The following is a 26,094-nucleotide window of genomic DNA, read 5'->3' as shown; positions in this document are numbered from 1 at the left end:
GGCCTGTTGTGCTGGAGATAAGTCGACAGGTTGCGTATATGGCTGTTTTGGAAAGAAGTCCCTCGAGGAAAGGATGCCACCATGGAACTCGATATCGTCGATATATCGCGACTGCAATTCGCGGTAACGGCGCTCTACCACTTTTTATTCGTGCCGCTGACCCTGGGTCTGTCGGTGCTCATCGCCATCATGGAGACGGTCTACGTGATGACGGGGCGCACCATCTGGCGCGACATGACCAAGTTCTGGGGCGTGCTGTTCGGTATCAACTTCGCCATGGGAGTGGCGACTGGCGTGGTCATGGAGTTCCAGTTCGGCATGAACTGGAGCTACTACAGCCACTACGTGGGTGACATCTTTGGAGCACCTCTGGCGATTGAAGGTCTGATGGCCTTCTTCCTGGAAGCCACCTTCGTGGGCCTGTTCTTCTTCGGCTGGGACCGTATGACCAAGGTGCAGCACTTGATTGCCACCTGGCTGGTTGCCGCGGGCTCCAACTTCTCGGCGCTGTGGATCTTGATTGCCAACGGCTGGATGAACGTTCCCGTGGGCGCGGTGTTCAATCCGCAGACCATGCGCATGGAGGTGCATGACTTCTTTGCCGTGCTCACCAACCCTGTGGCGCAGACCAAGTTTGTGCACACCGTCTCGGCCGGTTACACCGTGGCTGCTGTCTTTGTGCTGGGCATTTCGGCCTGGTATCTGCTCAAGGGCCGCCATATTGAGCTGGCCAAGCGTTCCATGACGGTGGCTGCATCCTTCGGCCTGGCGGCATCGCTGTCCGTGGTGGTGCTGGGTGATGAGTCGGGCTATCTGACTTCCGAGCACCAGAAGGTCAAGCTGGCGACCATTGAAGCCATGTGGGAGACAGAGCCTGCACCAGCTTCCTTCACCCTGTTCGGCATTCCCGATCAGGAAAAGATGGAAACCAAGTACGCCATCCATATTCCATGGGTCATGGGCCTGATCGGTACCCGCTCGCTCGATACTCCGATTGAAGGTCTCAAGGAACTGGAAGCACGTGCGCAGACCCACATCCGCAATGGTGTGCTGGCGTATGACGCGCTGCAGAAAATCCGTCAGGTCAAACCGGGCGAAACCATTCCTGCCGATGTGCAGCAACAGTTTGAAGACAACGGCCACTGGCTGGGCTATGGCCTGCTGCTCAAGCGCTATGTCGATGACCCGCGCAATGCCACAGAAGCGCAGATCCATCTGGCAGCGCGTGATTCGATTCCCCCAGTGTTCCCGATCTTCTGGAGCTTCCGCATCATGGTGGCCTGCGGTTTCTTCTTCATCGCACTGATGGTCACCTTCTTTGTGCTCTCGGCCCGTCGCCGTCTGGATGCCCACCCCTGGCTGCTCAAGGTGGCGGTGTGCGCCATTCCTCTGCCCTGGATTGCGGCCGAGTGCGGCTGGATCGTGGCAGAAGTGGGCCGTCAGCCCTGGATTATTGAAGGGGTGCTGCCAACCGCCATGGCGGTGTCGAACCTGGGCGTAGGGACGGTGCTGTTTACGCTGTGCGTGTTCATTGCGATCTACACCGTGATGTTCATCATCGAAATGAAGTTGATGCACCGCGCCATCGTGAAGGGGCCAACGATGACCTCAGACCCAGACCCGCACGGCATGACAGCTGCTGCGCCTGCACCTGCGCTGGCCTCTGGCAAGCATGAGCAATAAACATAAGAGGGTCGCACCATGATCTTGCATGAACTGATTAGCTACGACGTCCTGCGCGTCATCTGGTGGCTGCTGCTGGGCATTTTGCTCGTCGGCTTTGCCGTCACCGACGGTTTTGACCTGGGGGCAGCCGCCTTGCTGCGCATCACTGGCAAGACCGATGTAGAGCGCCGTGTGGTGATCAACACCATCGGCCCTGTCTGGGAAGGTAACCAGGTCTGGCTGATTCTGGGCGGTGGAGCCATCTTCGCAGCCTGGCCGATGCTGTATGCCATTTCCTTCTCCGGCTTTTACCTGGCCATGTTTGCCGTGCTGGTGTGCCTGATCGTGCGCCCCGTGGCCTTCAAGTTCCGCAGCAAGCGTGACAGTGCCACCTGGCGCAACACCTGGGACTGGCTGCTGACGCTGTCTGGCTGGGGCGCTGCCCTGGTGTTTGGCGTGGCTGTGGGCAATGTGCTGCTGGGCGTGCCTTTCCGCCTGACCGACGATTTGCGCATGTTCTGGGAGGGCGGCTTCTTTGACCTGTTCACGCCATTTGCCCTGCTGTGCGGTCTGGTGTCGCTGTGCATGCTGCTGATGCACGGCGCTGTGTGGCTGGTCTTCAAGACCGAAGGTGTGGTGCAGGAGCGTGCCAGCCGCTGGGGCATGGTGGCTGCACTGCTGACCGTGCTGCTGTATCTGGCAGCCGGCCTGTGGCTGGCCAAGCTGCAAGGCTATGTGCTGACCGAGCCCATGAGCACCGTAGGCCCGTCTAACCCGTTGTTCAAGAGTGCGGGTGTGGCTGAGGGTGCCTGGCTGGTCAACTACGCCAAGCAGCCTGTGCTGTGGATCGTTCCTGCGCTGGGCCTGCTGATGCCGCTGATTGCTGCCTGGGCCATCAAGGGCCGCCATGAGTGGACGGCGCTGCTGTCCAGCGGAGTAGGCATTGCCGGCATCATTTTGAGCGTGGGCGTGTCCATGTTCCCCTTCATCCTGCCTTCGTCGGTAGACCCCGGCATGAGCCTGATGGTGTGGGATGCCTCGTCCAGCCACCTGACGCTGTTCATCATGCTGGTGTCAACCAGCATCTTCCTGCCCATCATCCTGGCCTATACCAGCTGGGTGTTCCACATCATGCGTGGCAAGGTCAAGGAAGAAGAGATTGAAGGCGGCAAGGGCCACGCCTATTAAAAACAGAGCAGCCAGCGCTTGGTATTCATGGCTTTGAAAGTCTTTGGATGCCTAAAGCTAAGTAGTACAAGCGCTGGCAGCTATCACTATTGAAGTTTGAAAGGAAGTCGCAATGTGGTACTTCGCTTGGATTCTGGGCCTGCCGCTGGCCGCAGCGTTTGCCGTACTCAATGCCATGTGGTTTGAGCTGCTCGAAGATGACGCCCAGCGCGCGCAATGGCTGCGCAAAGGGGATGAGGGCTAAGCAGGCATAGCGCCTTACCCCTCATACCGAAAACACCGCACGACGCCACGTCTGCGGTGTTTTTTTATGCCTGTGGCAGGCGCGAAAGCCACGCCATAACGATCAAGTAAATACCCTAGTTAAAAGATGGATCTGTGACACTTGCTAGCATTTCTTTAATTTCAGAAATTCCTGAAATTAAAGAATATGATTACATCCATGTCTTCTTTGCAAAGCTTGTCAGGGCAGCGCTGCCAGGCCCCGTGGTCTGAGGAAGCGGGATACCTTTCGTGCTGCAAACCCCACCCCATCGCCATGCCTGAAAAATAAAAAAGAGAGCGCCAAGCGCTTGAAAGATAAGGGTTCAATGGCAAAAAAGCTTGGAAATTTGCATGTAGCCAGCGCTGCTTTGCCATTGCGCCCCTATGGATCACTGCCCATTGATGCACTGCTGCCGCGTTGCGTGGAGCGATGCCATCACTGCCACCTGTGCTGCACGGCACGTGGCAACCAAGTTTTTGAGGAATCCCATTAGAAAGGAATTGCCATGGACCTCGACATCGTCGATTTATCGCGGCTGCAGTTTGCGATAACGGCGCTCTACCACTTCTTGTTCGTTCCGCTGACCATTGGCCTGTCGATTCTGGTGGCCATCATGGAAACCGTCTATGTGATGACGGGCCGCACCATCTGGCGCGACATGACCAAGTTCTGGGGCGTGCTGTTCGGTATCAACTTCGCCATGGGCGTGGCCACCGGCGTGGTCATGGAGTTCCAGTTCGGCATGAACTGGAGCTACTACAGCCACTATGTGGGCGATATCTTTGGTGCCCCTCTGGCGATTGAAGGTCTGATGGCCTTCTTCCTGGAAGCCACCTTTGTGGGCATGTTCTTCTTCGGCTGGGACCGCATGACCAAGGTGCAGCACCTGATTGCGACCTGGCTGGTGGCCATTGGCTCCAACTTCTCGGCGCTGTGGATCCTGATTGCCAACGGCTGGATGCAAAACCCCGTGGGCGCGGTGTTCAACCCCCAGACCATGCGCATGGAAGTGCATGACTTCTTTGCCGTGCTCACCAACCCTGTAGCGCAGGCCAAATTTGTGCACACCGTCTCGGCCGGTTACACCGTGGCTGCCATCTTTGTGCTGGGCATTTCGGCCTGGTATCTGCTCAAGGGCCGTCATACCGAGCTGGCCAAGCGTTCCATGACGGTGGCTGCATCGTTCGGTCTGGCGGCATCGCTGTCCGTGGTGGTGCTGGGTGACGAATCCGGTTATCTGTCGTCCGAACACCAGAAGATGAAGCTGGCGGCCATCGAAGCCATGTGGGATACAGAGCCTGCACCCGCCGCCTTTACCGCCTTTGGTTTCCCTGACCAGGAGGCCCGCGAAACCCATTTCGCCGTGCATATTCCATGGGTCATGGGCCTGATCGGTACCCGCTCGCTGGATACACAGATTCCCGGCATCAACGAGCTGGTGGCCAGCGCACAGGATCGCATCGTCTCTGGTGTAAAGGCCTATGACGCGCTGCAGACCATCCGCTCCTACAAGCATCCTGACCAGGTGCCAGCAGACGTGACCGCTGCGTTTGAAGACAACGGCAGCAATCTGGGCTATGCCCTGCTGCTGATGCGCTACACCGACGATCCCCGCAAGGCGACGGCCGAGCAAATCATGCAGGCTGCCAATGACACCGTGCCTCCTGTGGCGCCTCTGTTCTGGAGCTTCCGCGTGATGGTGGGCCTGGGCATGTTCTTCATCGTGCTGACTGCGACCTTCTTCGTGCTGTCTGCCCGCCGCCGTCTGGATGCCCACCCCTGGCTGCTCAAGCTGGCGGTGCTCTCCATCCCCTTGCCGTGGATTGCGGCCGAGTGTGGCTGGGTGGTGGCCGAACTGGGTCGCCAGCCCTGGATCATTGAAGGGGTGCTGCCGACAGCCATGGCTGTCTCCAACCTGGGTGCAAGCACGGTGCTGCTGACGCTGGGCCTGTTCATCGCCATCTATACCGTGATGTTCATCATTGAAATGGTGCTGATGCGCAAGGCCATCCTCAAGGGGCCGCAGGAAGCAAGCGCGCCGCATCTGAGCGCGTATGAGCCGCAGTCCAAGTAACCCGAGGAGTCACACATGATCTTGCATGAACTGATTAGCTACGACGTCCTGCGCGTCATCTGGTGGCTGCTGCTGGGCATTTTGCTCGTCGGCTTTGCCGTCACCGACGGTTTTGACCTGGGGGCAGCCGCCTTGCTGCGCATCACTGGCAAGACCGATGTAGAGCGCCGTGTGGTGATCAACACCATCGGCCCTGTCTGGGAAGGCAACCAGGTCTGGCTGATTCTGGGTGGCGGTGCCATCTTTGCTGCCTGGCCCATGCTGTATGCCATCTCGTTCTCGGGCTTTTACCTGGCCATGTTTGCCGTGCTGGTGTGCCTGATCATTCGTCCTGTGGCCTTCAAGTTCCGCAGCAAGCAAGCAAGCACTGCCTGGCGCAACACCTGGGATTGGCTGCTGACGCTGTCCGGCTGGGGCGCTGCCCTGGTGTTTGGCGTGGCCATGGGTAATGTGCTGCTGGGCGTGCCTTTCCGCCTGTCGGATGACATGCGCATCTTCTGGGACGGCAGCTTTTTTGACCTGTTCACGCCATTTGCCCTGCTGTGCGGTCTGGTGTCGCTGACCATGCTGCTCATGCACGGTGCTGCCTGGCTGGTTTTCAAGACCGAAGGTGCAGTGCAGGCCCGCGCTACCCGCTGGGGTGTGATGGCCGCCGTGTTGACCACCGTGCTGTATGTGGTGGCAGGCTTGTGGCTGGCCAAGCTCAGCGGCTTTGTGCTGACCGAAGCCATGAGCACCACAGGCCCTTCCAACCCCATGCTCAAGTCTGCTGCCGTAGGTGAGGGCGCCTGGCTGGCCAACTATGCCAAGCAGCCCCTGCTGTGGATCGTGCCTGCCATCGGCGTGTGCATGCCGCTGCTGGCTGCGCTGGGCATGAAGCTGCGCCGTGAATGGCTGGGGCTGATGAGCAGCGGTCTGGCTATCGCTGGCATTGTGCTGAGCGTGGGCGTGTCCATGTTCCCCTTCATCCTGCCTTCGACGGTCAACCCCCAGTTCAGCCTGATGGTGTGGGACGCCTCGTCCAGCCACCTGACGCTGTTCATCATGCTGGTGTGCGCCGTGATCTTCATGCCCATCATCCTGGCCTATACCAGCTGGGTGTTCCACATCATGCGTGGCAAGGTGCAGGAAAAGGAAATTGAAGGCGGCAAGACCCACGCCTATTAAAAAAAGAGCTGCCAGCGCTTGATATTCAAAGGTTTGAAAGTCTTTGAATATCTAAAGTCAAACAGCACAAGCGCTGGCAGCTATCACTATTGAAGTTTGAAAGGAAATCGCAATGTGGTACTTCGCTTGGATGCTGGGCCTGCCGCTGGCTGCAGCGTTTGCCGTACTCAACGCCATGTGGTTTGAGCTGATGGACGATGAAGCCACCCGCAAGCAGCTGCAGGACCCGTCCGCAGGCTGAGCATCGGTTTTCGTGTGCGTCAAAGCAGCAAAGGCAGCCTTCGGGCTGCCTTTGTCGTTATGGAAGCGGTTTTGACAACTGCCGCTCAGAATGCCAAATCTGCGCGCAGCCAGAAAGTGCGTCCAGGCTCGGCAATGCGCTGGTAGCCCGGATAGCCAAAGCCCGCATTGCCCAGCAGGTTCAGGTGCTCGGTGTATTGCTGGTCAAACAGGTTATCAACCCCGGCCAGCAGCTTCACATGGCTGGAGAGTTTGTAGCCCACGTTCAGCGCCAGCGTGCCAAAGCCTGCCGTGGGCTGCAGATCGCGCCCCACCACATTGCCTTCGTTGCGGCTGTAGCGGTGCTGTGGGGCAACCAGTCGCCACAGGGCGCCTGCCGTCCACGGGCTCTGGGCATAGTCCAGACCCAGCTTGAGTTCAGCCGGTGGTGTCTGTGGCAAGGGGCGGTCGTCCGTGGTGTTGTGCTGCCAGACGGTTGCCAGCGTGGCCTGTGCCGTCCAGGCTGGGCTGAAGCGGTAGCTGCCGCCCAGTTCAAAGCCTGCAATGTGCGCATCTACATTGCGGACTTCTTTGCCGTTGCCAGCGTAGTTGAACAGGATGTAGTCACGCATCTGCCCCACATAGCCTGCGGCCCAGGCCTTGGCATGTGATCCCTGCCACTGCGCACCAAAGTCCAGTTGCGTGGTTTTTTCGGTCTGCAGCGCCTGAAAGCTGTTGCCCTTGTCGATGCCGCTGTTGCCAGCGGAGAACAGCTCCCAGTAATCCGGAAAGCGCTGCACATGGCCCAGACCCACGTACACCGTGGTCTGTTTGGCAGGGCTGTGCTCCCAGCGCACAAAGCCGCTGGGCATGGCCTGCTCACGGCGGTGGTCAGACAGGCTGGTGGTGTAGCGGCGTGCTTCGGACTGGTCCAGGCGCAGACCGGCCACCCAGCGTGTCTGCGGGCTGATCTGCCAGTTCGATTCTGCAAACCAGCCCCAGTTGCTCAGGCGTGCATCGCGCACGCGCGGCAGGCCCTGGTAGGGCACGGCCGGTGTGCTCATGCGCTTGTCATGCGGGCTGATAAAGCTGTCAAAGCCGGTGATGACTTCAAGCGACGCCGCAGGCTGCAGCGTCAGCGCCAGGCGTGCGCCATTGGTGGTGCGGCTGACATTGCTCACGCGCGCACCGGTGCTGGGGGCGGGGCGCAGCGTGTAGTTGTCCATGACGTGGTCAGCGCGGTGGTGGAACAGCTGCGCTTCCACCTTGGTCAGCCAAGGCGTGAGATGGCGCTTTTCCAGCCGCAGGCCCAGGCTGTCGCGGCGGAACTTGCTGCCATCCATGCCGCGTGTGGCGTAGCTGGCCTTGCCGTCGCCAGCGCCCACGCTCAGCTCGGCCAGGGTGTAGGCATCGGGTGTCCAGCCCAGTTCCAGATCGGCGTTCCACTTTTCGTAGGCCGCATGCACACGCTGGCCTGCGCCATCACGGTAGTCATTGCTGTGTGAGCGGTTGGCATGCAGCCGGGCGTAGACCTGGCGATTGCCCAGCTCCAGTTCGGCATTCTGGTCATTGCGACCAAAGCGACCGGCCATGAGGCTGGCGCTCACGCGGGCGGTGGGTTCGGTGAACGCGGGCGGCTGGCGCTCAAAACGCACCACGCCTGCGGAAGCCCCAGGCCCCCAGAGCACAGTCTGCGGCCCCTTGATGAGGGTGAGCGTGTCATAGGTCTCGGGCGAGATATACGAGCTGGGCGAATCCATGCGGCCGCCGCAGGCCCCCAGAATTTGTGCGCCATTGCTCAGCAGGCTCAGGCGCGAGCCGAACTGGCCGCGAAACACGGGGTCACTGTTGCTGCCGCCGTTGCGCAGTGCAGCAAAGCCGGGGATGGTCTTGAGGTAGTCAGCCGCATCACTGGCCGGAATGGGCTGGCGAGGCAGTTTGGGGTCTATGCGGACCTGCACTGGAGAGTGGTCGTGGACGGCAGTGACCACTACTTCGGGCAGGGAACGAGAGGTATCAGCAGTTTCGGATTGCGCTTGGGCAGCGCTGCCGCAGAGCGCAGTCAGGCACGCCACTGCCAGTGCGGTAGGCGATAAAGATGGGAACATCGGATGAACTTTCCGCGCAGGATGAGGGCAGGCTTGCGCCTGCCCTCATCGGTGCATATTAGAGGTCAAAAAGAACGGTGCGTACCCAGTGACGGGTACGCGAACTTTTTTTCAGAGAACGCGGAAACTGGCCGGAGGGCCTCGGGGCGGAAGTGGTGCCCGGACAGGCTGTGCAGCCGGAAACAGCACCGGCCACAGCCACGGTGCGCGGTAGTGCGGCACCGGATAGGGAGCGGCCTGCAGGCGGATGGCAGGCGGGAGCATGAGCGCCAGACACAGCACGCAGTGCGGGCCTGCGTGCTCGTCATGCGCGTGGGTCGCAGGGGGCGTATCAAAGGCAGACAGCAGCCATTCTTCATAGGCCTGCTGCTGGCTGGCCGCTGCAGCTGGTGCGTCCTGCGGCAGGCACAGGCTGTGCAGCATGGACTGTGTCAGCGTTTCGTGCGTGGCCGGGGCTGTGGCGGCGCGCACGCGTACACCGGAGAGCATGGCCACCAGCAATAGCAGCGCAAATGCCGTGACGACCACGGCATGCAGGCGGCGAGATTGGCGGATGCGTTCCAGCATGGGCGCGCATTATGCGAGCCAGTACCTGCTCGCAGAGCTTCATGCTGCGTCGGTTTGCGCTAGCGCAAGAAAAGTCCCAGTCTGCCGGGATGGGAATTCACCGGAAGGACTGGAGACAGAACCTGCGACAATTTGACACAACCTCCATGCGCGCCATCCATGTCTGTCCCTGACTTTCTGACCAGCACCGACTACGCACAGATCTGCGACAGTCTGCCTGACCCTACCTTCATCCTCTCCGAGTCCGGGCGATACATCGCCATCCTCGGCGGCAAGGACAAGCGCTACTACCACGATGGCAGCTCACTGGTAGGCAAGTACCTGCAGGACGTACTGGTGCCCACCAAGACCAGCTGGTTTCTGGAGCAGATCCGCAAGGCGATTGACAGCCAGCAGATGCTGGTGGTGGAGTACGAGCTCAGCTCCCGCGATGTGCTGGGCCTGCCACCCGAGGGGCCGGAAGAAGTCATCATCTTTGAAGGACGCATCAGCCCGCTCAAGCATGCTGTCCACGGTGAAGCGGCGGTAGTCTGGGTGGCCAGCAACATGACGGCCAGCAAGAATCTGCAGAACCAGCTGCTGCAGCGGGCCATGAGCGATGAGCTCACCGGGCTGTGCAATCGACGCCACTTCATGCAGTCACTGGCGCGCGCCTATTCGGATTTCATCGCCAGGAAGGTGCCCTCCATCTGCCTGCTGAGCGTGGATGTGGACCATTTCAAGGCCATCAATGACCAGCAGGGCCATGTTGCCGGGGATCAGGCGCTGCGCGATCTGGCCCAGGCCTTGCTGCAGATGGCGGGGCCTGAGGATCTGGTGTGCCGTGTGGGGGGCGATGAATTTGCCATTCTGTGCCATACCTCCATGGTCGAGATGCCCGCGTTTGCACAGCAGCTGCTGGAGCTGGGCAGCCAGGCCCTGCGCCCCTATGCCACACGCAGCAGCACGCCTGCGCTGAGTCTGGGCATGGCGCAGTTTGATCGGAGCGACACCAGCATGGAAGACATCATCCAGCGTGCAGACCAAGCGCTGTATGTCTCCAAGAAGCAGGGCGGGCACCGCATCAGCGCGTCAGCGCAAAGCTGGCACTAAACAGTACACCCCAGACTGCAAAAAACCGCCGAAGTGGCGGTTTTTTGTCTTCAGGCTGCCAGTTGCTGCGCGTGGTGGCGCAGGTGGTCTTCGATGAAGGTCTGGATGAAGTAGTAGCCGTGGTCGTAGCCACCCTGGCGGCGCAGGGTCAAAGGCTGGCCCAGCTGGGCGCAGGCTGCCTCAAAGGCTTCTGGCAGCAGCTGCTTTTCGTGCAGGAATTTGTCGGCCATGCCCTGGTCAATCAGGATGCCTGCGGGGTAGGGCGCCTTGCCCTGCTTTGCCATGAGCAGTGTGGCGTCGTACTGTGCCCAGACGGCGCGGTTGTCACCCAGGTAGCCGGTGAAGGCTTTTTCACCCCAGGGACAGTTGCTGGGGTTGGCAATGGGGGCGAAGGCCGACAGGCTCTTGAACTTGCCAGGGTGGCGCAGGGCCAGCGTGAGTGCGCCGTGACCGCCCATGCTGTGGCCGCAGATGCCCAGGCGTTGCAGGTCGATGGGCAGGTAGCGGCCAATCATGGGCAGCAGCTCATCGATGATGTAGCTTTCCATGCGCCAGTTGCGCGCCCAGGGCATTTGCTGGGCATCGAGGTAAAAGCCTGCGCCTACGCCGAAATCCCAGCTGTCGGCTTCGCCCTTGACGTTGGCACCACGCGGGCTGGTGTCGCAGGTAATCAGGGCCATGCCCAGTTCGGCTGCCAGGCGCTGTGCGCCAGCCTTGATCATGAAAGTTTCTTCCGTACAGGTCAGTCCGGCCAGGTACAGCAGGGCGGGTACTTTTTCGCCCTGAATGGCCTGTGGAGGCAGGTAGACCGAGAACTTCATGGCCAGGCCAATTTCGCGGGAATCGTGCTGGTAGTAGCGCTGTGCGCCACCAAAGCAGGCGTGGGCGTTGATCAGTTCAAAAGGGGTGGACATGGGGCTACTCCTGGAAAAATAGCTGCTTGCGCTGCTTGCATAAGACTTTCCGATGGAAAACATTCAGAAAGCTAATATTTGCAAGCGCAAGCTGCTCTGGTTTTAACAGTTTGTCTGCAAAAGCTGTGCCCAGTGTAGGGCGCACCAGCCATTTATGGCTTGTGGCTGGCCGCAGCCGCTGCTGCAGCGGCACGCAGCTTGTCTTTCTTGCTGGGGCGCTTGCCTTTGATGCCGCCATGGTTGCCATCTTCATGCGGCGCACGTTCTGGGGCTTTTTCGGTGACGGGGTAGGCAGGCAGCGTCTCCAGTTCGATGTTGAGCTGGTTGCGCTTGGCAATCAGCTTCCAGTGCGCCTGTGTGGCGGGAGAGACGAAGCTGATGGCTGTGCCCGACAGGCCTGCACGGCCTGTGCGGCCGATGCGGTGCGTGTAGTCATCGGCGGAGCGTGGCAGGTCATAGTTGACCACTACGGGCAGGGCGTCGATATGAATGCCGCGCGCCGCCAGGTCGGTGGTGATGAGCACCTGCCACTGGTGGTTCTTGAACTCCTGCAAGACCTTCTCGCGCGCGCCCTGGCTGAGTTCGCCGTGGAAAGCGGTGGCGTAAATCTTCCTGGCGTAGAGCTTGTTGGCCACATGCTCGGCGCTGTAGCGGCTGGCGACAAACACCAGCATGCGCTGCTCGGGGTACTGCGCCACCAGGTCCCGCAGCACGCTGGTGCGCTTGGCGGCATCCACGTAAATCGCGCGCTGGGCAATGGTGGCGTCTTGCTGGTGGGTGTTTTCCACTTCCACGCTCACATGGCCTTCGCGCAGCAGCTGGCCCACCAGCGTCTGCACAGCAGGGCCAAAGGTGGCAGACAGCAGCAGGGTCTGGCGCGCGGTCTTGGCAGGCAGCAGCGCCAGCACTTGTTCCAGCTCTTCGGCAAAGCCCAGGTCCATCAGGCGGTCGGCCTCATCCATCACCAGGGTGTCGATGGTGTGCAGCTTGAGCTGGCTGTGCGCCACCACGTCCAGCAGGCGGCCGGGTGTGGCAATCACCATGTCTGCACCGCCGCGCAGCGCCATGAGCTGTGGGTTGATGGAGACACCACCTGTGAGCACCGCCACCTTGGGGCGGCGGCCCATGGCTTCGCCTACGTGGTAGATCAGCTCGGCCACCTGCGCCGCCAGCTCACGTGTGGGCACCAGGACCAGCGCCTGCGTGCTGCGCGAGCCCTGGCGTTGGGCAGCATCGCTGAGCAGCCATTGCTGCAGCAAGGGCAGGACATAGGCCGCTGTCTTGCCAGAGCCAGTGGGCGCGCAGGCGCGCAGATCGTGGCCGTTCAAAATGGCAGGAATGGCTTGAGACTGCACGGGAGTGGGTGCAATCAGTCCTTGAGAAGCAGCAGCATGGGCCAGCGAAGGCGCAAGGCCAAGGGCAGAAAAGGGCATGGGCAAACGCGAGGATGTAGCGTTGAAAAGCAAAGGCTGCGATTGTCGGTCCTGCCGCAGCTTTGTGTGCGGCAAGGACTTTTGCAGCCCTTGCGGGGGAACCTTTGGTGGATGCAGTGCTCAGCGAAAGAGTGAGTCGCACTGCAAGTGCTTAGACTCGCTAACGCAACTCTGGATTCGTTGTTGCGAAGCCTTGTCGTACGACTGGTACTGCCCGCGGCTTCGCGCCTCGCCTCCAACGCAAACCTGCGGTTTGCTGGGTTGCGTGAGCGGCTCTTGGTGAGTTGGCAGATGGTCTTGATGGATGTTGAAAGAAAGGGAAAAACAACCCATGGGTGTTTTATGGAAAGCGGTTGCCGTACTGGGATTGGCTTTGGGGGCTGCGCAGGCGCAGGCTGAGTTTGTGAGCATTGCTGGCAAGAGCGTGAATGTGCGGCAAGGCCCGTCAACCCAGCATGATGTGAGCTGGGAGCTGAGCAAGGGCTACCCCATGAAAGTGACACAAAAGCGCGGCAACTGGCTGAAAGTGCGCGACTTTGAAGGGGAGCTGGGCTGGGTCTACAGACCTCTGACCGGCAAGCAGGCCCACCATATCGTCAAAGCACCCAAGGCGAATATGCGCACCGGCCCTGGCACGCAATACAAGAAAGTTGCCAGCTTTGAGCAATACGACCTGCTCAAGACGCTGGACAAGAAAAACGGCTGGGTCAAAGGCCAGGCCAGCAATGGAAAGACGGGCTGGATCTCCAAGAAACTGCTGTGGGGCTGGTAAGCACCAGGCCATAGTTCCACAATGAAAGAAAGCGCTCCGAGGAGCGCTTTCTTTATGCGGGATTCAAGTTTTTAGTACTTGACCACCGAGCGGATGGACTTGCCTTCGTGCATCAGATCAAAGGCTTCGTTGATCTTTTCCAGTGGCATGGTGTGGGTAACGAAAGGTTCCAGCTGGATCTTGCCTGCCATGGCGTCTTCCACCATGCCGGGCAGCTCGGTGCGGCCCTTCACGCCACCAAAGGCCGAGCCCATCCACTTGCGGCCGGTGACCAGCTGGAAGGGGCGGGTGGAAATTTCCTGGCCCGCGCCTGCCACGCCAATGATCACGCTCTGGCCCCAGCCGCGGTGGGCGCATTCCAGCGCTGCGCGCATGACGTTCACATTGCCGATGCACTCAAAGCTGTGGTCCACGCCCCAGCCCGTCATCTCCACGATGACTTGCTGGATGGGCTTGTCGTAGTCCTTGGGGTTGATGCAATCGGTCGCGCCAAAGGTCTTGGCCAGATCGAACTTGGCGGGGTTGGTGTCGATGGCAATGATGCGGCCGGCCTTGGCCTGCTTGGCACCCTGGATCACGGCCAGACCAATACCACCCAGACCGAACACGGCCACGGTGTCGCCTTCCTGCACCTTGGCGGTGTTCTTTACGGCGCCCAGGCCGGTGGTCACGCCGCAGCCCAGCAGGCAGACTTGCTCGTGGTTGGCTTCGGGGTTGATCTTGGCCAGCGACACTTCGGCCACCACGGTGTATTCGGAGAAGGTGGAGCAGCCCATGTAGTGGTAGATGGGCTGGCCGTTGTAGGAAAAGCGCGTCGTGCCATCGGGCATCACGCCCTTGCCCTGGGTGGCGCGCACGGCAGTACACAGGTTGGTCTTGCCGCTCTTGCAGAACAGGCACTCACCGCACTCGGCGGTGTACAGCGGAATCACGTGGTCACCGGGCTTGACGCTGGTCACGCCTTCGCCCACTTCCACCACAATGCCAGCGCCCTCGTGGCCCAGCACCACAGGGAACAGGCCTTCGGGGTCTTCACCGCTCAAGGTGAAGGCATCGGTGTGACACACGCCAGTGTCGGTAATCTTGATCAGCACTTCGCCTTTCTTGGGCGGAGCTACGTCGATCTCCACGATCTGCAGGGGTTCTCCGGCCTTAAAGGCCACGGCGGCACGAGACTTCATGGGGATAGCTTTCGAAAAATAAGGGGCATATGGGCGTAGCCGTGCATGGACTGCGCCCTGCGGAAATCCTGAATGTAGGTCAAGACAGCCTCCTGTGGCTTGCGTATTTATTTGCCGCAGGCGGCAATTACAGCGCAGGCGCCGTCCACGTGGACAGCAGTTCGGCAAACTCATCGGCCACGGAGGGTTGTTGTGGGGCCGTGGCCGCCTGTACTGGTGTCGGCTCAGTGGACGTGGTGGGGGCTGTATCTGCAGTCTGTGCATCCAGCAGCTGCAGCAGATGGAGCTGGGGGTTCACCAGCCACAGGCACATCACATAGGTGGCTGTGGCGATGGAGGGGTCGCCACGTTCAATGCGTGCCATGGTGGGCTGAGAGATGCCCAGCTTCTGCGCCCACTGTGCCTGGGTTTCTCCGCGCGACTTGCGCGTTGCGACGATGCGCTGTGCGACCTGTTCGATTTGCGAAAGGATAAAAGGCGGAAAGTCTGCAGGGCAGGTGTTCTGGCGAGGCATGGCGCGAATGGTAGAGCGATTCGCGCTGCGTTTTTGCAAATCTATGGATATTTTCAGAGCAGCCATTCAATAGGCAGCAGGCCCAGCAGCCACAGCGTCCATCTTTGGTACCACGTGGTCTGTGGCTCTACGCTGTAGACGGGCGGTGGCTGGCCTACGCCGCTTTGCCAGCACAGTTGTCCATCTTCTCCCAGACTCAGGTGGAAGGCACGGCTGGGAATGTCTTCGCTAAAGCTGCGGCTGATGGCCTGAGCCAGTCTGGGACTTTCAATCATCAGCCCCATCTCGGTGTTCAGGTGCACGGAGCGTGGGTCAAAGTTGAATGAGCCAATGAACGCGCGCTCTCCAGCCACGGCAAAGGTTTTGGCATGCAGGCTGCTGCCGGAGCTGCCCAGCTCCGTCAGGCGCAGTTGCAGGGATTCGTCTTCATCGGCGTATTCCGGAGGGCGCCCGCGCATTTCGTACAGCCCGATACCGGCGTGCAGCAGCGGTTTTCGGTACTTGGCATAACCGGCATGCACAACGGCCACATCGGTGGCTTCCAGTGAGTTGGTCAGTATGCGCACCTGTATGCCTTGGGCGCTTAACTGGGCAAAGGCATCCACGCCTGCTTGCGTAGGCACAAAGTAGGGGGATACCAAATCCAGGCTGCGCTGCGGGGTGCCAATGGCGCGCAGCATTTGCTCGCCAATCAAGGCGTCAGTTTGTGCCTGGCCTGAATTTTCTCGGGCGGGTCGCTCACCAGATGGGCCTTGGCCCATTCCAGGGGCAAGGTGGTTGCCAGCATCTGCTGCACAAATTGAAGCTGCCGCGCAATACAAAGGGGTTGAACAGGCGCACCTGCACGTGGGGGTGGGCATTGAGGGCCAGCAACTCAGCATCCAGTCCAGCTGTGCCCAGATCGTCGAGCAGCAGCCGCACCTGCACGCCGCGGTCGGCCGCCATCAGTAATTCATTCAACAGCAAGCGCCCCGTCTTGTCGGCGCGCCAGATGTAGTACTGCACATCCAGGCTGTGCTGGGCTGCTCGTGCCAGCAGCGCACGGGCGGCAAAGGCTTCTTGCGCATCGGTCAGGGCGTAAATGCCGGAGTCACTGTCATCGGCGCGGTCTCTTGCGCGCATTTGCTCTATGGCCACACTCAGCTCGGAAGGTGCATCAGGCTCCGGCAGCTGGACCGAAGCTGGATGCTGCACTGCGGGCAAGCTACATCCGCTCGCCAGTAAGGTGCCAACAAGTACGGCCCCTAGCATGCACCAACGCTTGATCTTCATGGAGCAGCCTTTTGAGGCATGCCCCATAGCGTGTGTAGATCGCTCGATCTCGTGCCATGCAAAGGGAACAAGCGCAGGAAGGTGGGCATTGGGCTGAAAGCTGTGTGCATTTTTTGGCAGGGCATTGGCTGAATAAAGGCAGTTGCCGCTTATAAAGGCCTTTTCTTCACAATAACGACAGGAGCAAACGATGCCTTACACCGCCTATGTAGCAGCGGGGTTGAATGGCTATGAACAGGTGTTGGAAATGCATGGCCCTGCGGGCCTGGATTTTTTGAATGCGCGTGTTCCTCATCGTTTTACCGGTGTGTACAGGCTGGAAGATGGCGTGCTGCATAACGTCTATCTGCATGACAAAGAAGGCGAGGTCATTCCAGATTTTCTACAGGCAGTGCCGTTGGGCGATAGCTTTTACCAGTTTGTACTGCGCGACCGCGAATTTCGCACCTGTGATACCGCACGGGAGCCTATGCTCGATGGTCACAAATATCAGGGTGTGATTGGCGCTTACTACGGAGTGCCTCTGGTCAATAACTATGGTGATCTATTCGGCACGCTGTGTCACTTCGATGTTCTGAACTACAGCATCAGCGATGAAGAGTTTGCGTTTCTGAACAAGGCTGCATTGCTGTTGCCCAAGTATCTGCTGCGCAGCACATCCAGGGTGGTATTGCTGCCGGTCTGATGCGACGGGTGGGTTAGCTGCCTTACCGTTTGCAGTGCGTTTTTGTCAAAGCCTCCAGCAGACCAGTGCTGCCGGAGGCTTTGTGCTTTAGTCGCCCATCACCACACCTTCACGGCGTGGGTCGGCACCACCCAGCCACAGTTGCTTGCCGTGTGCCATGCCGCGCGTGATGGCCTGCAGGCCGCTGGTCAGTTCTTGCTCCTTGACTTCCGCACCACGTGTTCGCAGGGCCTGCACCGTGCTGGGCGGAAACTTTCCTGCTTCCAGCAAGCTGGGGCCGTTGAGGCTGCTGAAGTTGGGCAGGTTGATGGCCTGCTGTGGCATCAACCCCCAGCCCAGCACGCCTTGCAGCGTCTTGGCCGTGTAGTGGATGATTTGCGCCCCGCCGGGGCTGCCAGCGCTCATCACCAGCTCGCCGGTTTCCTTGTCGAATACCAGCGTGGGCGCCATCGAGGAGCGTGGTCGTTTGCCGGGTTCGACGCGGTTGGCAATGGGCTGGCCGTCTGCTGTGCGTGGGGCCAGGCTGAAGTCGGTCAGCTCGTTGTTGAGCAAAAAGCCATGCACCATCTGGCGGCTGCCGAACTGGTCTTCGATGGTGGTCGTCATGGCCAGTGCATTGCCATAGGCATCCACAATGCTGATGTGGCTGGTGCCGTACTCGATCTGCTCTGGCATGGGGCCATGGCTGACCTGTACTTTGCCCGGGATGCCGGGTTGTGCCACCTTCATGCTTTGCTGGCCAATCAGGCGCGCACGCTCCTGCAGGTAGCGGTTATCCAGCAGGTTCAGCCAGTCGCCGCCCGGGGCTCGCACAAAGTCAGGGTCGGCTACGTACAGCGCACGGTCTGCAAAGGCCAAGCGTGCGGCTTCGGTGTAGTAGTGCAGCCAGTCGGCTGTGGGCAGGCCGTCTGCGCCCAGCGGCATGCTGGCCGCAGGCGTGTGGCTCAGAATGCCGAGGATTTGCCCCACCGCAATCGCTCCGGAGCTGGGTGGTGGAAAGCCGCAGATGCGGTAGCTGCGCACGGGCAGCTGGCCTTGCGGTGTCCAGTCATGGCACAGGGCTTCACGCTGTTTGGGCTGGTAGCTGGCCAGATCCTGCAGGGACAGCACGCCAGGGTTGGTGGGGTGGCTGCGTACCTTGTCCACAATGGCCTGGGCTATTGCACCTTCGTGCAGGGCCTTGCTGCCATCACGGGCAATGGCTCGCAGCACCTGGGCGTAGGCGGGGTTTTGCAGCACCGTGCCTACGGGCAGAGGCTGCCCATCGCTGCCGTAGAAGTAGGCGCGCGCAGCAGGGTCCTGCGCCAGATATTTTTCCTTGAGCAGCAGGCTGTGCAGGCGGGGGCTGAGCTTGAAGCCTTGCTCAGCGAGCTGGATGGCTGGCTCGAACAGCGCGGCCCATGGCAGTTTGCCGTACTCCTTGTGCGCAAGCTCCAGCATGCGTACTGCGCCGGGTGTGCCTACAGAGCGGCCGCCAACCACAGCGTCATGAAAGGCCATGGGTTTGCCGTCAGGCTTGAGAAACAGGCTGTCTGTTGCGGCTGCAGGTGCGGTTTCACGACCGTCATAAGCCTGCACCTTGTCGCCTGCTGCATGCAGCAAAAAGGCACCGCCACCAATGCCGCTGGATTGGGGCTCCACCAGGCCCAGCACCATCTGCACGGCAATGGCTGCGTCAACGGCACTGCCACCAGCCTTGAGAATTTGATAGCCCGCATCAGTAGCCAGCGGATTGGCCGCTGCCACGGCAAATTTTTCTGCAGCCCAGCCAGGCTTTTCGGTCCAGCCTGAACTGCCTTCGGGCTGATCCGGTATCTGGTAGCTGAAGCGGTGGCTGTCTGAAGTGGGTGTGCTGCTGCAGGCAGCCAGCAGCGCCGCGGAAAGCACAACGCCCAGCACAGAGGCTGGGCGTTGCATGCTGATTGGAAGCTTACGCATGGGCCATTTCCTTGTTGAGTGAAGGCCCAGTGTGCGCCAAAAACGCAGTCCTGACAGCAGAGGCTTTACGCCCCTGCTGGTTTTTCAGTGGATCAGCGGATCCAGGTGATAAAGCCCTGAATCAGGAAGGCATTGACGATGTCAATGAAGAAGGCACCGACCAGCGGCACGATCAGGAAAGCCTTGTGCGAAGGGCCATACTGGTTGGTGATGGCCTGCATGTTGGCCACGGCCGTGGGGGTAGCACCCATGCCAAAGCCGCAGTGACCGGCAGCCAGCACAGCGGCATCGTAGTTCTTGCCCATGATGCGGAAGGTCACAAACATGGCGTACAGCGCCATGACCAGGGTTTGCACGGCCAGGATGATGACCAGAGGACCGGCCAGATCGGTCAGCTCCCACAGCTTGAGCGACAGCAGGGCAATGGCCAGGTAGATCGACAGGGACACATTGCCAAACACGTCAATGGCGCGATCGAACACCTTGAAGCCAAAGATGTAATCCAGCACGTTGCGGATGATCACACCACCGCCCAGACACCACACAAAGGTAGGCAGCTGGATGGCTGTGCCCTTGGTCACGTGGGTCATGAATTCACCAAAGGCCAGACAGGCAGCGAACAGTGCCAGGGTTTCAATGGCAGCGTCGGCAGTGATCAGGCGAGGTGTCTTGCTGGGAGATTCCAGGTTCACGAAGTCGTTCTGCTCATGACCGGCAGCAGGTGTGGAGCCGAGCTGATCGGCTTCGCTGCGTGGCTTGGCCAGCTTGTGCTGGGTGATCAGGCGCTTGGCCAGAGGGCCACCCATGATGCCGCCAATCACCAGACCAAAGGTGGCGCAGGCCATGCCCAGGGTGGTCGCGCCAGTCAGGCCGTGCTGCTGTTCCAGCACCGAGCCCCAGGCACCGGCGGTACCGTGGCCACCAACCAGCGTGATGGAGCCAGCGACCAGACCCACCAGTGGATCCAGACCCAGCGCCTTGGCCAGGCCAATACCCACGGCGTTCTGCACGAGGATGAAGACCACGATCACGCACAGGAAGATCACCAGGCCGATGCCGCCCTGGCGCAGCTTGGCGAAGTTGGCGCTCAGACCAATCGAGGCAAAGAAGGCCAGCATGAAGGCGGTCTGCAGACTGGATTCAAAGCCGAACGACCAGCCCATGGTGGCGTGCAGTATGTAGATGACGGCTGCTATCAGCAGCCCGCCTGCTACGGGTTCGGGAATGTTGAAATCACGCAGAAAGCGTATGCGTGACACCAGGAACTTGCCCAGCAGCAGGACCAGGACAGCCAGTATGAGTGTGTAATTCGTGCTGAAAGTGATATGCATAAATGCTTCTTCCATAAAGCCAAGCACTATCTTGGTGCGCGCAGATGTGCACCAGAAAGCACCGCTATGAGAGGGACGGTCACGGAGCGTTCATCCAGTTATGAGGGAAATGAATCCTTCGTGCTACTAAAAATGTAGTTGCTTTCGCAATTAAATTGAAGCTTAACTGGTTGAATTCTTGATATTCTGAAAAGTTCTTTTTATGACTTTTTCGAATCTTTAAATGCTAAGCAAGCGGTTTAGCTTGGTTTTTTCGCGCGCTGACTATGCACGAAAGTGAAGCATGGGCGCTGAAATCTACGGGTTATCCCCTCTGGATTTCTCGGTTTGAGAAGGGGTGTCATCGCATTCTGTGCTATGCGAGCGTGCATTTACGTGAGCGTGTGCTTCGGTGTATTCCCATGCCGCTTTCCACGCCTTTCCCCTGCCAGCGTGATGGGTTGCAGCATGCCTGTGCCTAAAAAATAGAGACGCGTGCCCGGCCCATGCGCTGCGCCTGCTCGCAGGCTGCCTGCGCACGCTCCAGTGCGTGCTGCGGCGCTTCCAGGTGCTGTACGGCAATCACGCCCGCGCTAAAGCTTTGCGGCAGCACCTGCTCATCCAGCAGCAGGGGGCGTTGCTGCAGCGCCATCTGCAGCCGTGCCAGGGCCTGTGCGGCCTGGGTTGGATCGGTTTCCGGAAAGATGACGGCCAGCCGGTGGTCGCTGGTGCGCCCCAGTGCATCCTGTGGCCGTAAGGTGCTGCGAACCAGTCGCGCCAGATGCATCAGGGCTGCGTCATCTGCCTGCATTGAGACGGGTGATGCTGGGGCCTGTGGCGGGTCCACTTCCAGGCAGGCCAGGCTCAAGGGGAAGTGGTGGCGCTGGTTGCGTGCCTGCTCGGTGGCCAGTGCTTCTTCCAGCCCTGCAAGATTGAAGGCGCCGGTGGCGGCATCGTGGCGGGTGATCTGCTGGATTTCCTGCAGGTGGGTGGACAGCTCCAGAATCTTCTGCTCCTGGCTTTCGGCCTGGGCACGCAGGTCGGCCAGCTGAGCCTGAACCATGCGGTTTTCCGTGGCCAGCGCCGTGCCGGAGCTCACTACGGCTTCCAGCATCGAGGCCAGCTCGCCCAGATCCTGCGACTGCTGAATTTGCTGCGCGCAGGACTGCAAGGCGCTGGCGTGGGCTTCGCTGAGCTGGCCCAGACGGCTCATCTGCACCGCGTGCTCGCCCAGCAGCTGTTTGAGCTGCTCATGGACTTGTGAGCGGTTGCCTTCAATTTCCAGATGGCGGAACAGCAGGTTCTTCAGGCAGGACTGAATGGTGTCCAGTTGCTGCAGCGTCCATGGCTGGGTGATGGCATCGGTCAGGGCCTGTGCGTGCTGCTGCAGAGAGGCGTCCTGGCGGGCAATGTCTGCAATATGGGTGCAGACCATGCGCAGCAGGGCGTGAATGCAGTGGCGACGCTGGGCCTGGTCTTCGGCGGTGAAATTCAGCCGGTAGCTGTAGTTGTGCAGCTTGGCTTCCAGGCGTGGCAGTGGCAGGTCGTCATCTGCCAGAAACTCCAGCAGCTGGTCGGACAGCTCTCGCATGCGCTGGTCGGCGCTGCCCAGCACGCTCCTCATGGCCTCCACCATGCGCGCCAGCTGCTGTGCGGTGGATGCAGGCAGGGCATCCACAATCTGCGTCGCCGGGCTGGTGTGGGTGACAGGCGGCTGCGGCGTAATGCCCAGATCGAGCTGGGCGTAATCTACGATGGCGCTTTGCAGTGCGGTCCAGTCCTGGCTTTCTACGGCCTGCTGAAAACTCTGTGCCAGGCGTTTTTGCACCGGGGTCTGCGTGGGCAGAATGCTGGCGATACGGCGCAGCGGTGTCTGCGGAAAGCTGACCTGCGGCAGCAGGCCGGCTACTTCCTCATAGACTGACTGGTAATTGGCAGGCGTAGGCGTCAGTCGCCGGGCGGCCAGCAATTTCAGGGTTTCACGGGCAATGTCTGCAGGGGTTCGGAGTGCCACAGCGGGGTTGTCTCGCAAATCAAAAGCGCAAGTTTCGCAGAGCAGAGGGGCTTTTGCAGCAACTGGCCTGCATGCTCTGACAAAGAGACGCTCAATGCCTCCTACAATCGTGCTAACTGTTAAAACCCATGAAGATTCTTATTTCTAACGACGATGGTTATCAGGCACCTGGAATCATCGCCCTGTACGAAGCTTTGTCTGCGATCGATGGAGTGGACGTGGATGTGGTCGCACCAGAGCACAACAACAGTGCCAAGTCCAATGCCCTGACATTGCATTCCCCCCTGTATGTGCACCATGCGGCCAATGGTTTTCGCTATGTGAATGGCACGCCTGCGGACTGCGTGCATATCGCCATGACGGGCTTGCTGGGGTATCGGCCCAATCTGGTGGTCTCGGGCATCAACAATGGCGCCAATATGGGCGATGACACCATTTACTCCGGCACCGTAGGTGCAGCCATGGAAGGCTTTCTGTTTGGCGTGCCCGCCATTGCCTTCTCGCAGGTGGAGCGCAACTGGGGGGAGCTGCAGTCTGCAGCCCAGAAAGCCAGGCAGATCGTGCAGCAGATGATGCAGCAGCAGCTGATCGGTGCCTCGCCCTGGCTGCTGAATGTGAATATTCCCAACCTGCCACTGGAGCAGATGGGGCAGGTCAAGCTCTGCCGCCTGGGGCGCAGACATTCGGCCGAGCCCGTGATTACGCAGGTCAATCCACGTGGTGAAACCATGTACTGGATTGGCAGCGCAGGTGCGGCCAAGGATGATTCGGAAGGCACGGATTTTCACGCTACTGCACATGGCCATGTCTCCATGACTCCGCTCAAGGTTGATCTGACGGACCACGATCATCTGGTGTACTGGGCGCAGACTGCCTCGCGCCTGGACACTGCCATGCAAGGCGTACAAAAGCAGGAGATGGCATGAGTCGTTCCAAAGGTACAGGCGTGCCTTCCTGGGTGGCATCTTCTGCCGTACCCAAGTCCACGGTGAGTGGTCGCGCGGTGAGCAGCACGGCAGTGCGCAGCCCTGTAGTGCCCGCACCTGTGGGGCTGGGGCTGGACTCGGCCGCTGTGCGCCAGCGCATGGTGCAGCGCTTGGCGGCGGGCGGCATACAGTCGCAGAAGGTGCTCAGCGCCATGGGCCAGGTGCAGCGCCACCTGTTTGTGGACAGCGCGCTGGTCAATCAGGCCTACGAAGACACGAGTCTGCCCATTGGTCTGCAGCAGACCATCTCTAAGCCCAGTGTGGTGGCACGCATGATTGAGCTGCTAGAAGGAGCAGAGTACGTACGCGCCATGGGGCGCATGGGGCGGGTGCTGGAGATCGGCACGGGCTGTGGCTATCAGGCGGCCGTGCTGGCCTGTGTGGCGCAGCAGGTGTATTCGGTGGAGCGTCTGCGCGGCTTGCATGACAAGGCGCGGAACAATTTGCGTCCCCTGAAACTCACAAATATTCACCTTTTATTTGGGGATGGGATGCTCGGCTATGCGCCAGGAGCGCCATATGCAGGCATCATTTCTGCCGCTGGAGGAGATGCTGTGCCTCAGGCATGGCTGGATCAGCTGGCGATAGGCGGGAGGCTGGTAGCCCCTATCGTGAAGGGCAAGGGACAGCAGGCGCTTTTGGTGATTGATAAGACGCAGCACGGATATACAGAGTCCGTGCTCGAGGCTGTGCATTTTGTGCCCCTAAAATCTGGAATTGCCTGAAAGGGAGTGAATATGTTTTTATCGCGTGGGCTGGGTACTTTGGCAGCAGTGCTGGTGAGCAGTGGTGTGCTGCTGGGGTGCGCCCAGGTGAATAAGGCTCCTGTCGAAGATCGCAGTGAGTCGCGTGCCAGATCAACGGTGGACCCATCCACTTTGCCCGGAGCGGAAAACGCGGGCAAGCCTGGCTATTACACCGTGCAACCCGGAGATACCTTGATTCGTATCGGTCTGGAGCATGGTCAGAGCTGGAAGGACATTGCACGCTGGAGCAACTTGAGCAATCCTGACCTGATTGAAGTGGGTCAGGTGGTGCGCGTGGTGCCGCCCGGCTCGGTGGAGTCTCAGGCCAGCGGTGCACGCCCTGTGACATCGACCTCGGTGCAGGCGGTGACCTTGCCTCCGGCTGGCAGCTCATCCAGCTCAGCAGCGGCTGCCAAGCCTGCGGCTACTGCACCTGCTGCCACCACATCGAGCAGCACATCGACGTCCAGCGGTGGCGATGCCAGCGGCCTGGGCTTTATCTGGCCTGCTTCCGGCCCTGTGATTGCTGGCTTTAACGAAGCGACCAACAAGGGGGTGGATATTGCAGGTAAGGCTGGTGACCCTGTGCTGGCTGCCGCCGATGGCCGCGTGGTGTATGCAGGCTCGGGTCTGCGTGGCTATGGTCACCTGGTGATTCTCAAGCACAACAACACCTATCTGACGGCTTATGCCCACAATCAGAAGCTGCTGGTCAAGGAAGACCAGAGCGTCAAGAAGGGGCAGAAGATCGCCGAGATGGGTAGCAGCGACGCAGACCGCGTGAAGCTGCACTTTGAAGTGCGCCGCCAGGGCAAGCCCGTAGACCCTTCGCGCTATCTGCCTGCACGTTGATCACAGCCAGTCACTGGCTTTGTCAGAATGCCCGGTGTCGAGGATGCCGGGCATTTTTTGTTGATTGTTTGAAATAGGATTTTGCGTGACTCAGAACGCTTTGCCTCAGGATGCTGCGGGCCTGCTGGAATCTGAAGACGCTGTAGAGCTGGAAGCTGCAGACGCAGGTGTCGAGCAGCGCGAGCATGTTGTGCAGATGGCGCTGCATGGCGTGCGCCTGGACAAGGCGCTGGTAGAGCTGGTGCCCGAGTTCTCGCGCAGCTATCTGCAGCAATTGCTGGAGCAGGGTGCAGTGCAGCTCAATCGCAAGCCAGCGACCAAGTCCTCCGCCAAGGTCAAGCTCGGTGATGTGATCAGCATCGAAATGCGTCCCACGGCGCAGAGCCAGTCCTTCAAGCCTGAAACCATGGCGCTGGACGTGGTCTATGAAGACGAGCACCTGCTGGTTGTCAACAAGCCCGCCGGGCTGGTGGTGCATCCGGCACCCGGCAACTGGCAGGGCACGCTGCTCAACGGTCTGCTGGCCCACCATGCGGGTGCGGCTGCCGTGCCGCGTGCAGGCATCGTGCACCGTCTGGACAAAGATACCAGTGGGCTGATGGTAGTGGCCAAAACCCGCCAGACCATGGATGCGCTGGTGGCCATGATTGCCCGCCGCGATGTAAGCCGCCGTTACCTGGCGCTGGCACACAAGCCGTGGAAAGGTGCGCAGATGCAGCAGGTCAATGCCCCCATTGGCCGTGACCCGCGCAATCGCCTGCGCATGGCCGTGGTCGATCTGGCGCAGCACCCGGGCAAGGAGGCGCGCACGGACATCACCTGCTGGGATAGCACGGATGCGCACTGCCTGGTGCACTGCAAGCTGCATACCGGCCGCACCCACCAGATTCGCGTGCACATGCTGTCGCTGGGGCATCCACTGGTGGCCGATGCCCTGTATGGCGGTGCGGCGGATGGCGAGATGCAGCGCCAGGCCCTGCATGCATTCCGTCTGTCTTTTGTGCATCCGGTGACGGGTGAGAGCCTGGAGCTGGCGGCCGAGCCGCCGCAGGATTTCCTGACTGCGGTGGAAAAACTGCGTCTCAGCTACAATCCCCGCTAACTTGAGGGCAGGTCTTGAAGGTCTGCCCTT

At 60.2% G+C, this 26,094-nt stretch carries 22 protein-coding genes and 1 pseudogene; 13 read left to right on the top strand and 10 right to left on the bottom strand.

Going from position 1 to position 26,094, the window contains the following annotated elements:
• Positions 1 to 81: 81 nt before the first annotated feature.
• From B5M06_RS01285 to cydX (B5M06_RS01260), 6 genes are all read left to right on the top strand, one after another.
• Positions 82 to 1,683: a cytochrome ubiquinol oxidase subunit I gene (locus tag B5M06_RS01285; RefSeq protein ID WP_054065882.1), complete on the top strand. Its 1,602-nt coding sequence runs from the start codon at positions 82 to 84 to the stop codon at positions 1,681 to 1,683.
• 18 nt (positions 1,684 to 1,701) lie between these two features.
• On the top strand, positions 1,702 to 2,853 hold the full coding sequence (gene cydB / locus B5M06_RS01280; protein WP_054065892.1) for a cytochrome d ubiquinol oxidase subunit II: 1,152 nt from the start codon (positions 1,702 to 1,704) through the stop codon (positions 2,851 to 2,853).
• 112 nt (positions 2,854 to 2,965) lie between these two features.
• Positions 2,966 to 3,097, top strand: a complete 132-nt coding sequence (cydX, locus tag B5M06_RS01275; protein ID WP_054065891.1) for a cytochrome bd-I oxidase subunit CydX — start codon at positions 2,966 to 2,968, stop codon at positions 3,095 to 3,097.
• A 526-nt stretch (positions 3,098 to 3,623) separates the two neighbouring features.
• Complete coding sequence (locus tag B5M06_RS01270; RefSeq protein WP_054065890.1) at positions 3,624 to 5,192, top strand: cytochrome ubiquinol oxidase subunit I; 1,569 nt, start codon at positions 3,624 to 3,626, stop codon at positions 5,190 to 5,192.
• 15 nt (positions 5,193 to 5,207) lie between these two features.
• Positions 5,208 to 6,359, top strand: coding sequence for a cytochrome d ubiquinol oxidase subunit II (gene cydB / locus B5M06_RS01265; RefSeq protein WP_054066438.1), 1,152 nt, complete (start codon positions 5,208 to 5,210; stop codon positions 6,357 to 6,359).
• Positions 6,360 to 6,471: 112 nt separating this feature from the next.
• On the top strand, positions 6,472 to 6,600 hold the full coding sequence (gene cydX, locus B5M06_RS01260) for a cytochrome bd-I oxidase subunit CydX (protein WP_054066437.1): 129 nt from the start codon (positions 6,472 to 6,474) through the stop codon (positions 6,598 to 6,600).
• Between the two features lie 85 nt (positions 6,601 to 6,685).
• Here the strand turns inward: cydX (B5M06_RS01260) and B5M06_RS01255 are convergent, their stop codons facing one another.
• On the bottom strand, positions 6,686 to 8,686 hold the full coding sequence (locus tag B5M06_RS01255) for a TonB-dependent copper receptor (protein ID WP_054066436.1): 2,001 nt from the start codon (positions 8,684 to 8,686) through the stop codon (positions 6,686 to 6,688).
• 111 nt (positions 8,687 to 8,797) lie between these two features.
• On the bottom strand, positions 8,798 to 9,253 hold the full coding sequence (locus B5M06_RS01250) for a hypothetical protein (protein ID WP_054066435.1): 456 nt from the start codon (positions 9,251 to 9,253) through the stop codon (positions 8,798 to 8,800).
• 159 nt (positions 9,254 to 9,412) lie between these two features.
• Here B5M06_RS01250 and B5M06_RS01245 point away from each other — a divergent pair, with 159 nt between their 5' ends.
• Positions 9,413 to 10,345, top strand: a complete 933-nt coding sequence (locus tag B5M06_RS01245) for a sensor domain-containing diguanylate cyclase (RefSeq protein WP_054066434.1) — start codon at positions 9,413 to 9,415, stop codon at positions 10,343 to 10,345.
• Between the two features lie 50 nt (positions 10,346 to 10,395).
• On the opposite strand, the gene fghA is transcribed toward B5M06_RS01245, so the two are convergent.
• On the bottom strand, positions 10,396 to 11,259 hold the full coding sequence (fghA, locus tag B5M06_RS01240; protein ID WP_054066433.1) for an S-formylglutathione hydrolase: 864 nt from the start codon (positions 11,257 to 11,259) through the stop codon (positions 10,396 to 10,398).
• Positions 11,260 to 11,411: 152 nt separating this feature from the next.
• Positions 11,412 to 12,692, bottom strand: a complete 1,281-nt coding sequence (locus B5M06_RS01235; protein ID WP_054066432.1) for a DEAD/DEAH box helicase — start codon at positions 12,690 to 12,692, stop codon at positions 11,412 to 11,414.
• A 331-nt stretch (positions 12,693 to 13,023) separates the two neighbouring features.
• On the opposite strand from B5M06_RS01235, the gene B5M06_RS01230 reads away from it, so the two are divergent.
• Positions 13,024 to 13,464, top strand: coding sequence for an SH3 domain-containing protein (locus B5M06_RS01230; RefSeq protein WP_054066431.1), 441 nt, complete (start codon positions 13,024 to 13,026; stop codon positions 13,462 to 13,464).
• A gap of 71 nt (positions 13,465 to 13,535) precedes the next feature.
• On the opposite strand, the gene B5M06_RS01225 is transcribed toward B5M06_RS01230, so the two are convergent.
• The 3 genes and pseudogenes from B5M06_RS01225 to B5M06_RS17750 all read right to left on the bottom strand — a co-directional run bounded on the left by B5M06_RS01225 (position 13,536) and on the right by B5M06_RS17750 (position 16,431).
• Positions 13,536 to 14,645: an S-(hydroxymethyl)glutathione dehydrogenase/class III alcohol dehydrogenase gene (locus B5M06_RS01225; RefSeq protein ID WP_054066430.1), complete on the bottom strand. Its 1,110-nt coding sequence runs from the start codon at positions 14,643 to 14,645 to the stop codon at positions 13,536 to 13,538.
• Positions 14,646 to 14,772: 127 nt separating this feature from the next.
• A complete protein-coding gene (locus B5M06_RS17335) occupies positions 14,773 to 15,159 on the bottom strand; it encodes a helix-turn-helix domain-containing protein (RefSeq protein WP_240183976.1) in 387 nt (128 codons plus the stop codon).
• A 53-nt stretch (positions 15,160 to 15,212) separates the two neighbouring features.
• Positions 15,213 to 16,431: pseudogene (locus B5M06_RS17750) on the bottom strand (phospholipase D-like domain-containing protein).
• A 190-nt stretch (positions 16,432 to 16,621) separates the two neighbouring features.
• On the opposite strand from B5M06_RS17750, the gene B5M06_RS01210 reads away from it, so the two are divergent.
• Positions 16,622 to 17,116, top strand: a complete 495-nt coding sequence (locus tag B5M06_RS01210) for a hypothetical protein (RefSeq protein WP_054066427.1) — start codon at positions 16,622 to 16,624, stop codon at positions 17,114 to 17,116.
• A gap of 87 nt (positions 17,117 to 17,203) precedes the next feature.
• On the opposite strand, the gene B5M06_RS01205 is transcribed toward B5M06_RS01210, so the two are convergent.
• From B5M06_RS01205 to B5M06_RS01195, 3 genes are all read right to left on the bottom strand, one after another.
• Positions 17,204 to 19,033: a gamma-glutamyltransferase family protein gene (locus B5M06_RS01205; RefSeq protein ID WP_114070921.1), complete on the bottom strand. Its 1,830-nt coding sequence runs from the start codon at positions 19,031 to 19,033 to the stop codon at positions 17,204 to 17,206.
• A gap of 113 nt (positions 19,034 to 19,146) precedes the next feature.
• Positions 19,147 to 20,385 (bottom strand): sodium/glutamate symporter, encoded by a 1,239-nt coding sequence (gltS, locus tag B5M06_RS01200; protein WP_054066443.1) that lies wholly within the window; start codon positions 20,383 to 20,385, stop codon positions 19,147 to 19,149.
• A 457-nt stretch (positions 20,386 to 20,842) separates the two neighbouring features.
• Positions 20,843 to 22,378: a GGDEF domain-containing protein gene (locus tag B5M06_RS01195; protein ID WP_134192500.1), complete on the bottom strand. Its 1,536-nt coding sequence runs from the start codon at positions 22,376 to 22,378 to the stop codon at positions 20,843 to 20,845.
• A gap of 128 nt (positions 22,379 to 22,506) precedes the next feature.
• Between B5M06_RS01195 and surE the strand changes: the two genes are divergently transcribed.
• The 4 genes from surE (at position 22,507) to B5M06_RS01175 (ending at position 26,064) form a co-directional block, all read left to right on the top strand.
• Complete coding sequence (gene surE / locus B5M06_RS01190; protein WP_054066424.1) at positions 22,507 to 23,304, top strand: 5'/3'-nucleotidase SurE; 798 nt, start codon at positions 22,507 to 22,509, stop codon at positions 23,302 to 23,304.
• Positions 23,301 to 24,089: a protein-L-isoaspartate(D-aspartate) O-methyltransferase gene (locus B5M06_RS01185; RefSeq protein WP_054066423.1), complete on the top strand. Its 789-nt coding sequence runs from the start codon at positions 23,301 to 23,303 to the stop codon at positions 24,087 to 24,089. Before surE ends, B5M06_RS01185 begins: the two co-directional genes overlap by 4 nt.
• 12 nt (positions 24,090 to 24,101) lie before the next feature.
• Positions 24,102 to 24,962 (top strand): peptidoglycan DD-metalloendopeptidase family protein, encoded by an 861-nt coding sequence (locus B5M06_RS01180; protein WP_054066442.1) that lies wholly within the window; start codon positions 24,102 to 24,104, stop codon positions 24,960 to 24,962.
• An 85-nt stretch (positions 24,963 to 25,047) separates the two neighbouring features.
• Positions 25,048 to 26,064, top strand: a complete 1,017-nt coding sequence (locus tag B5M06_RS01175; protein ID WP_420809972.1) for an RluA family pseudouridine synthase — start codon at positions 25,048 to 25,050, stop codon at positions 26,062 to 26,064.
• Positions 26,065 to 26,094: the final 30 nt, after the last annotated feature.

Origin of the sequence: Comamonas kerstersii (genome assembly GCF_002056725.1) — a bacterium.
GTDB classification, from domain to species: domain Bacteria; phylum Pseudomonadota; class Gammaproteobacteria; order Burkholderiales; family Burkholderiaceae_C; genus Comamonas; species Comamonas kerstersii.
This window is presented reverse-complemented; position numbering and strand designations above follow the sequence as displayed.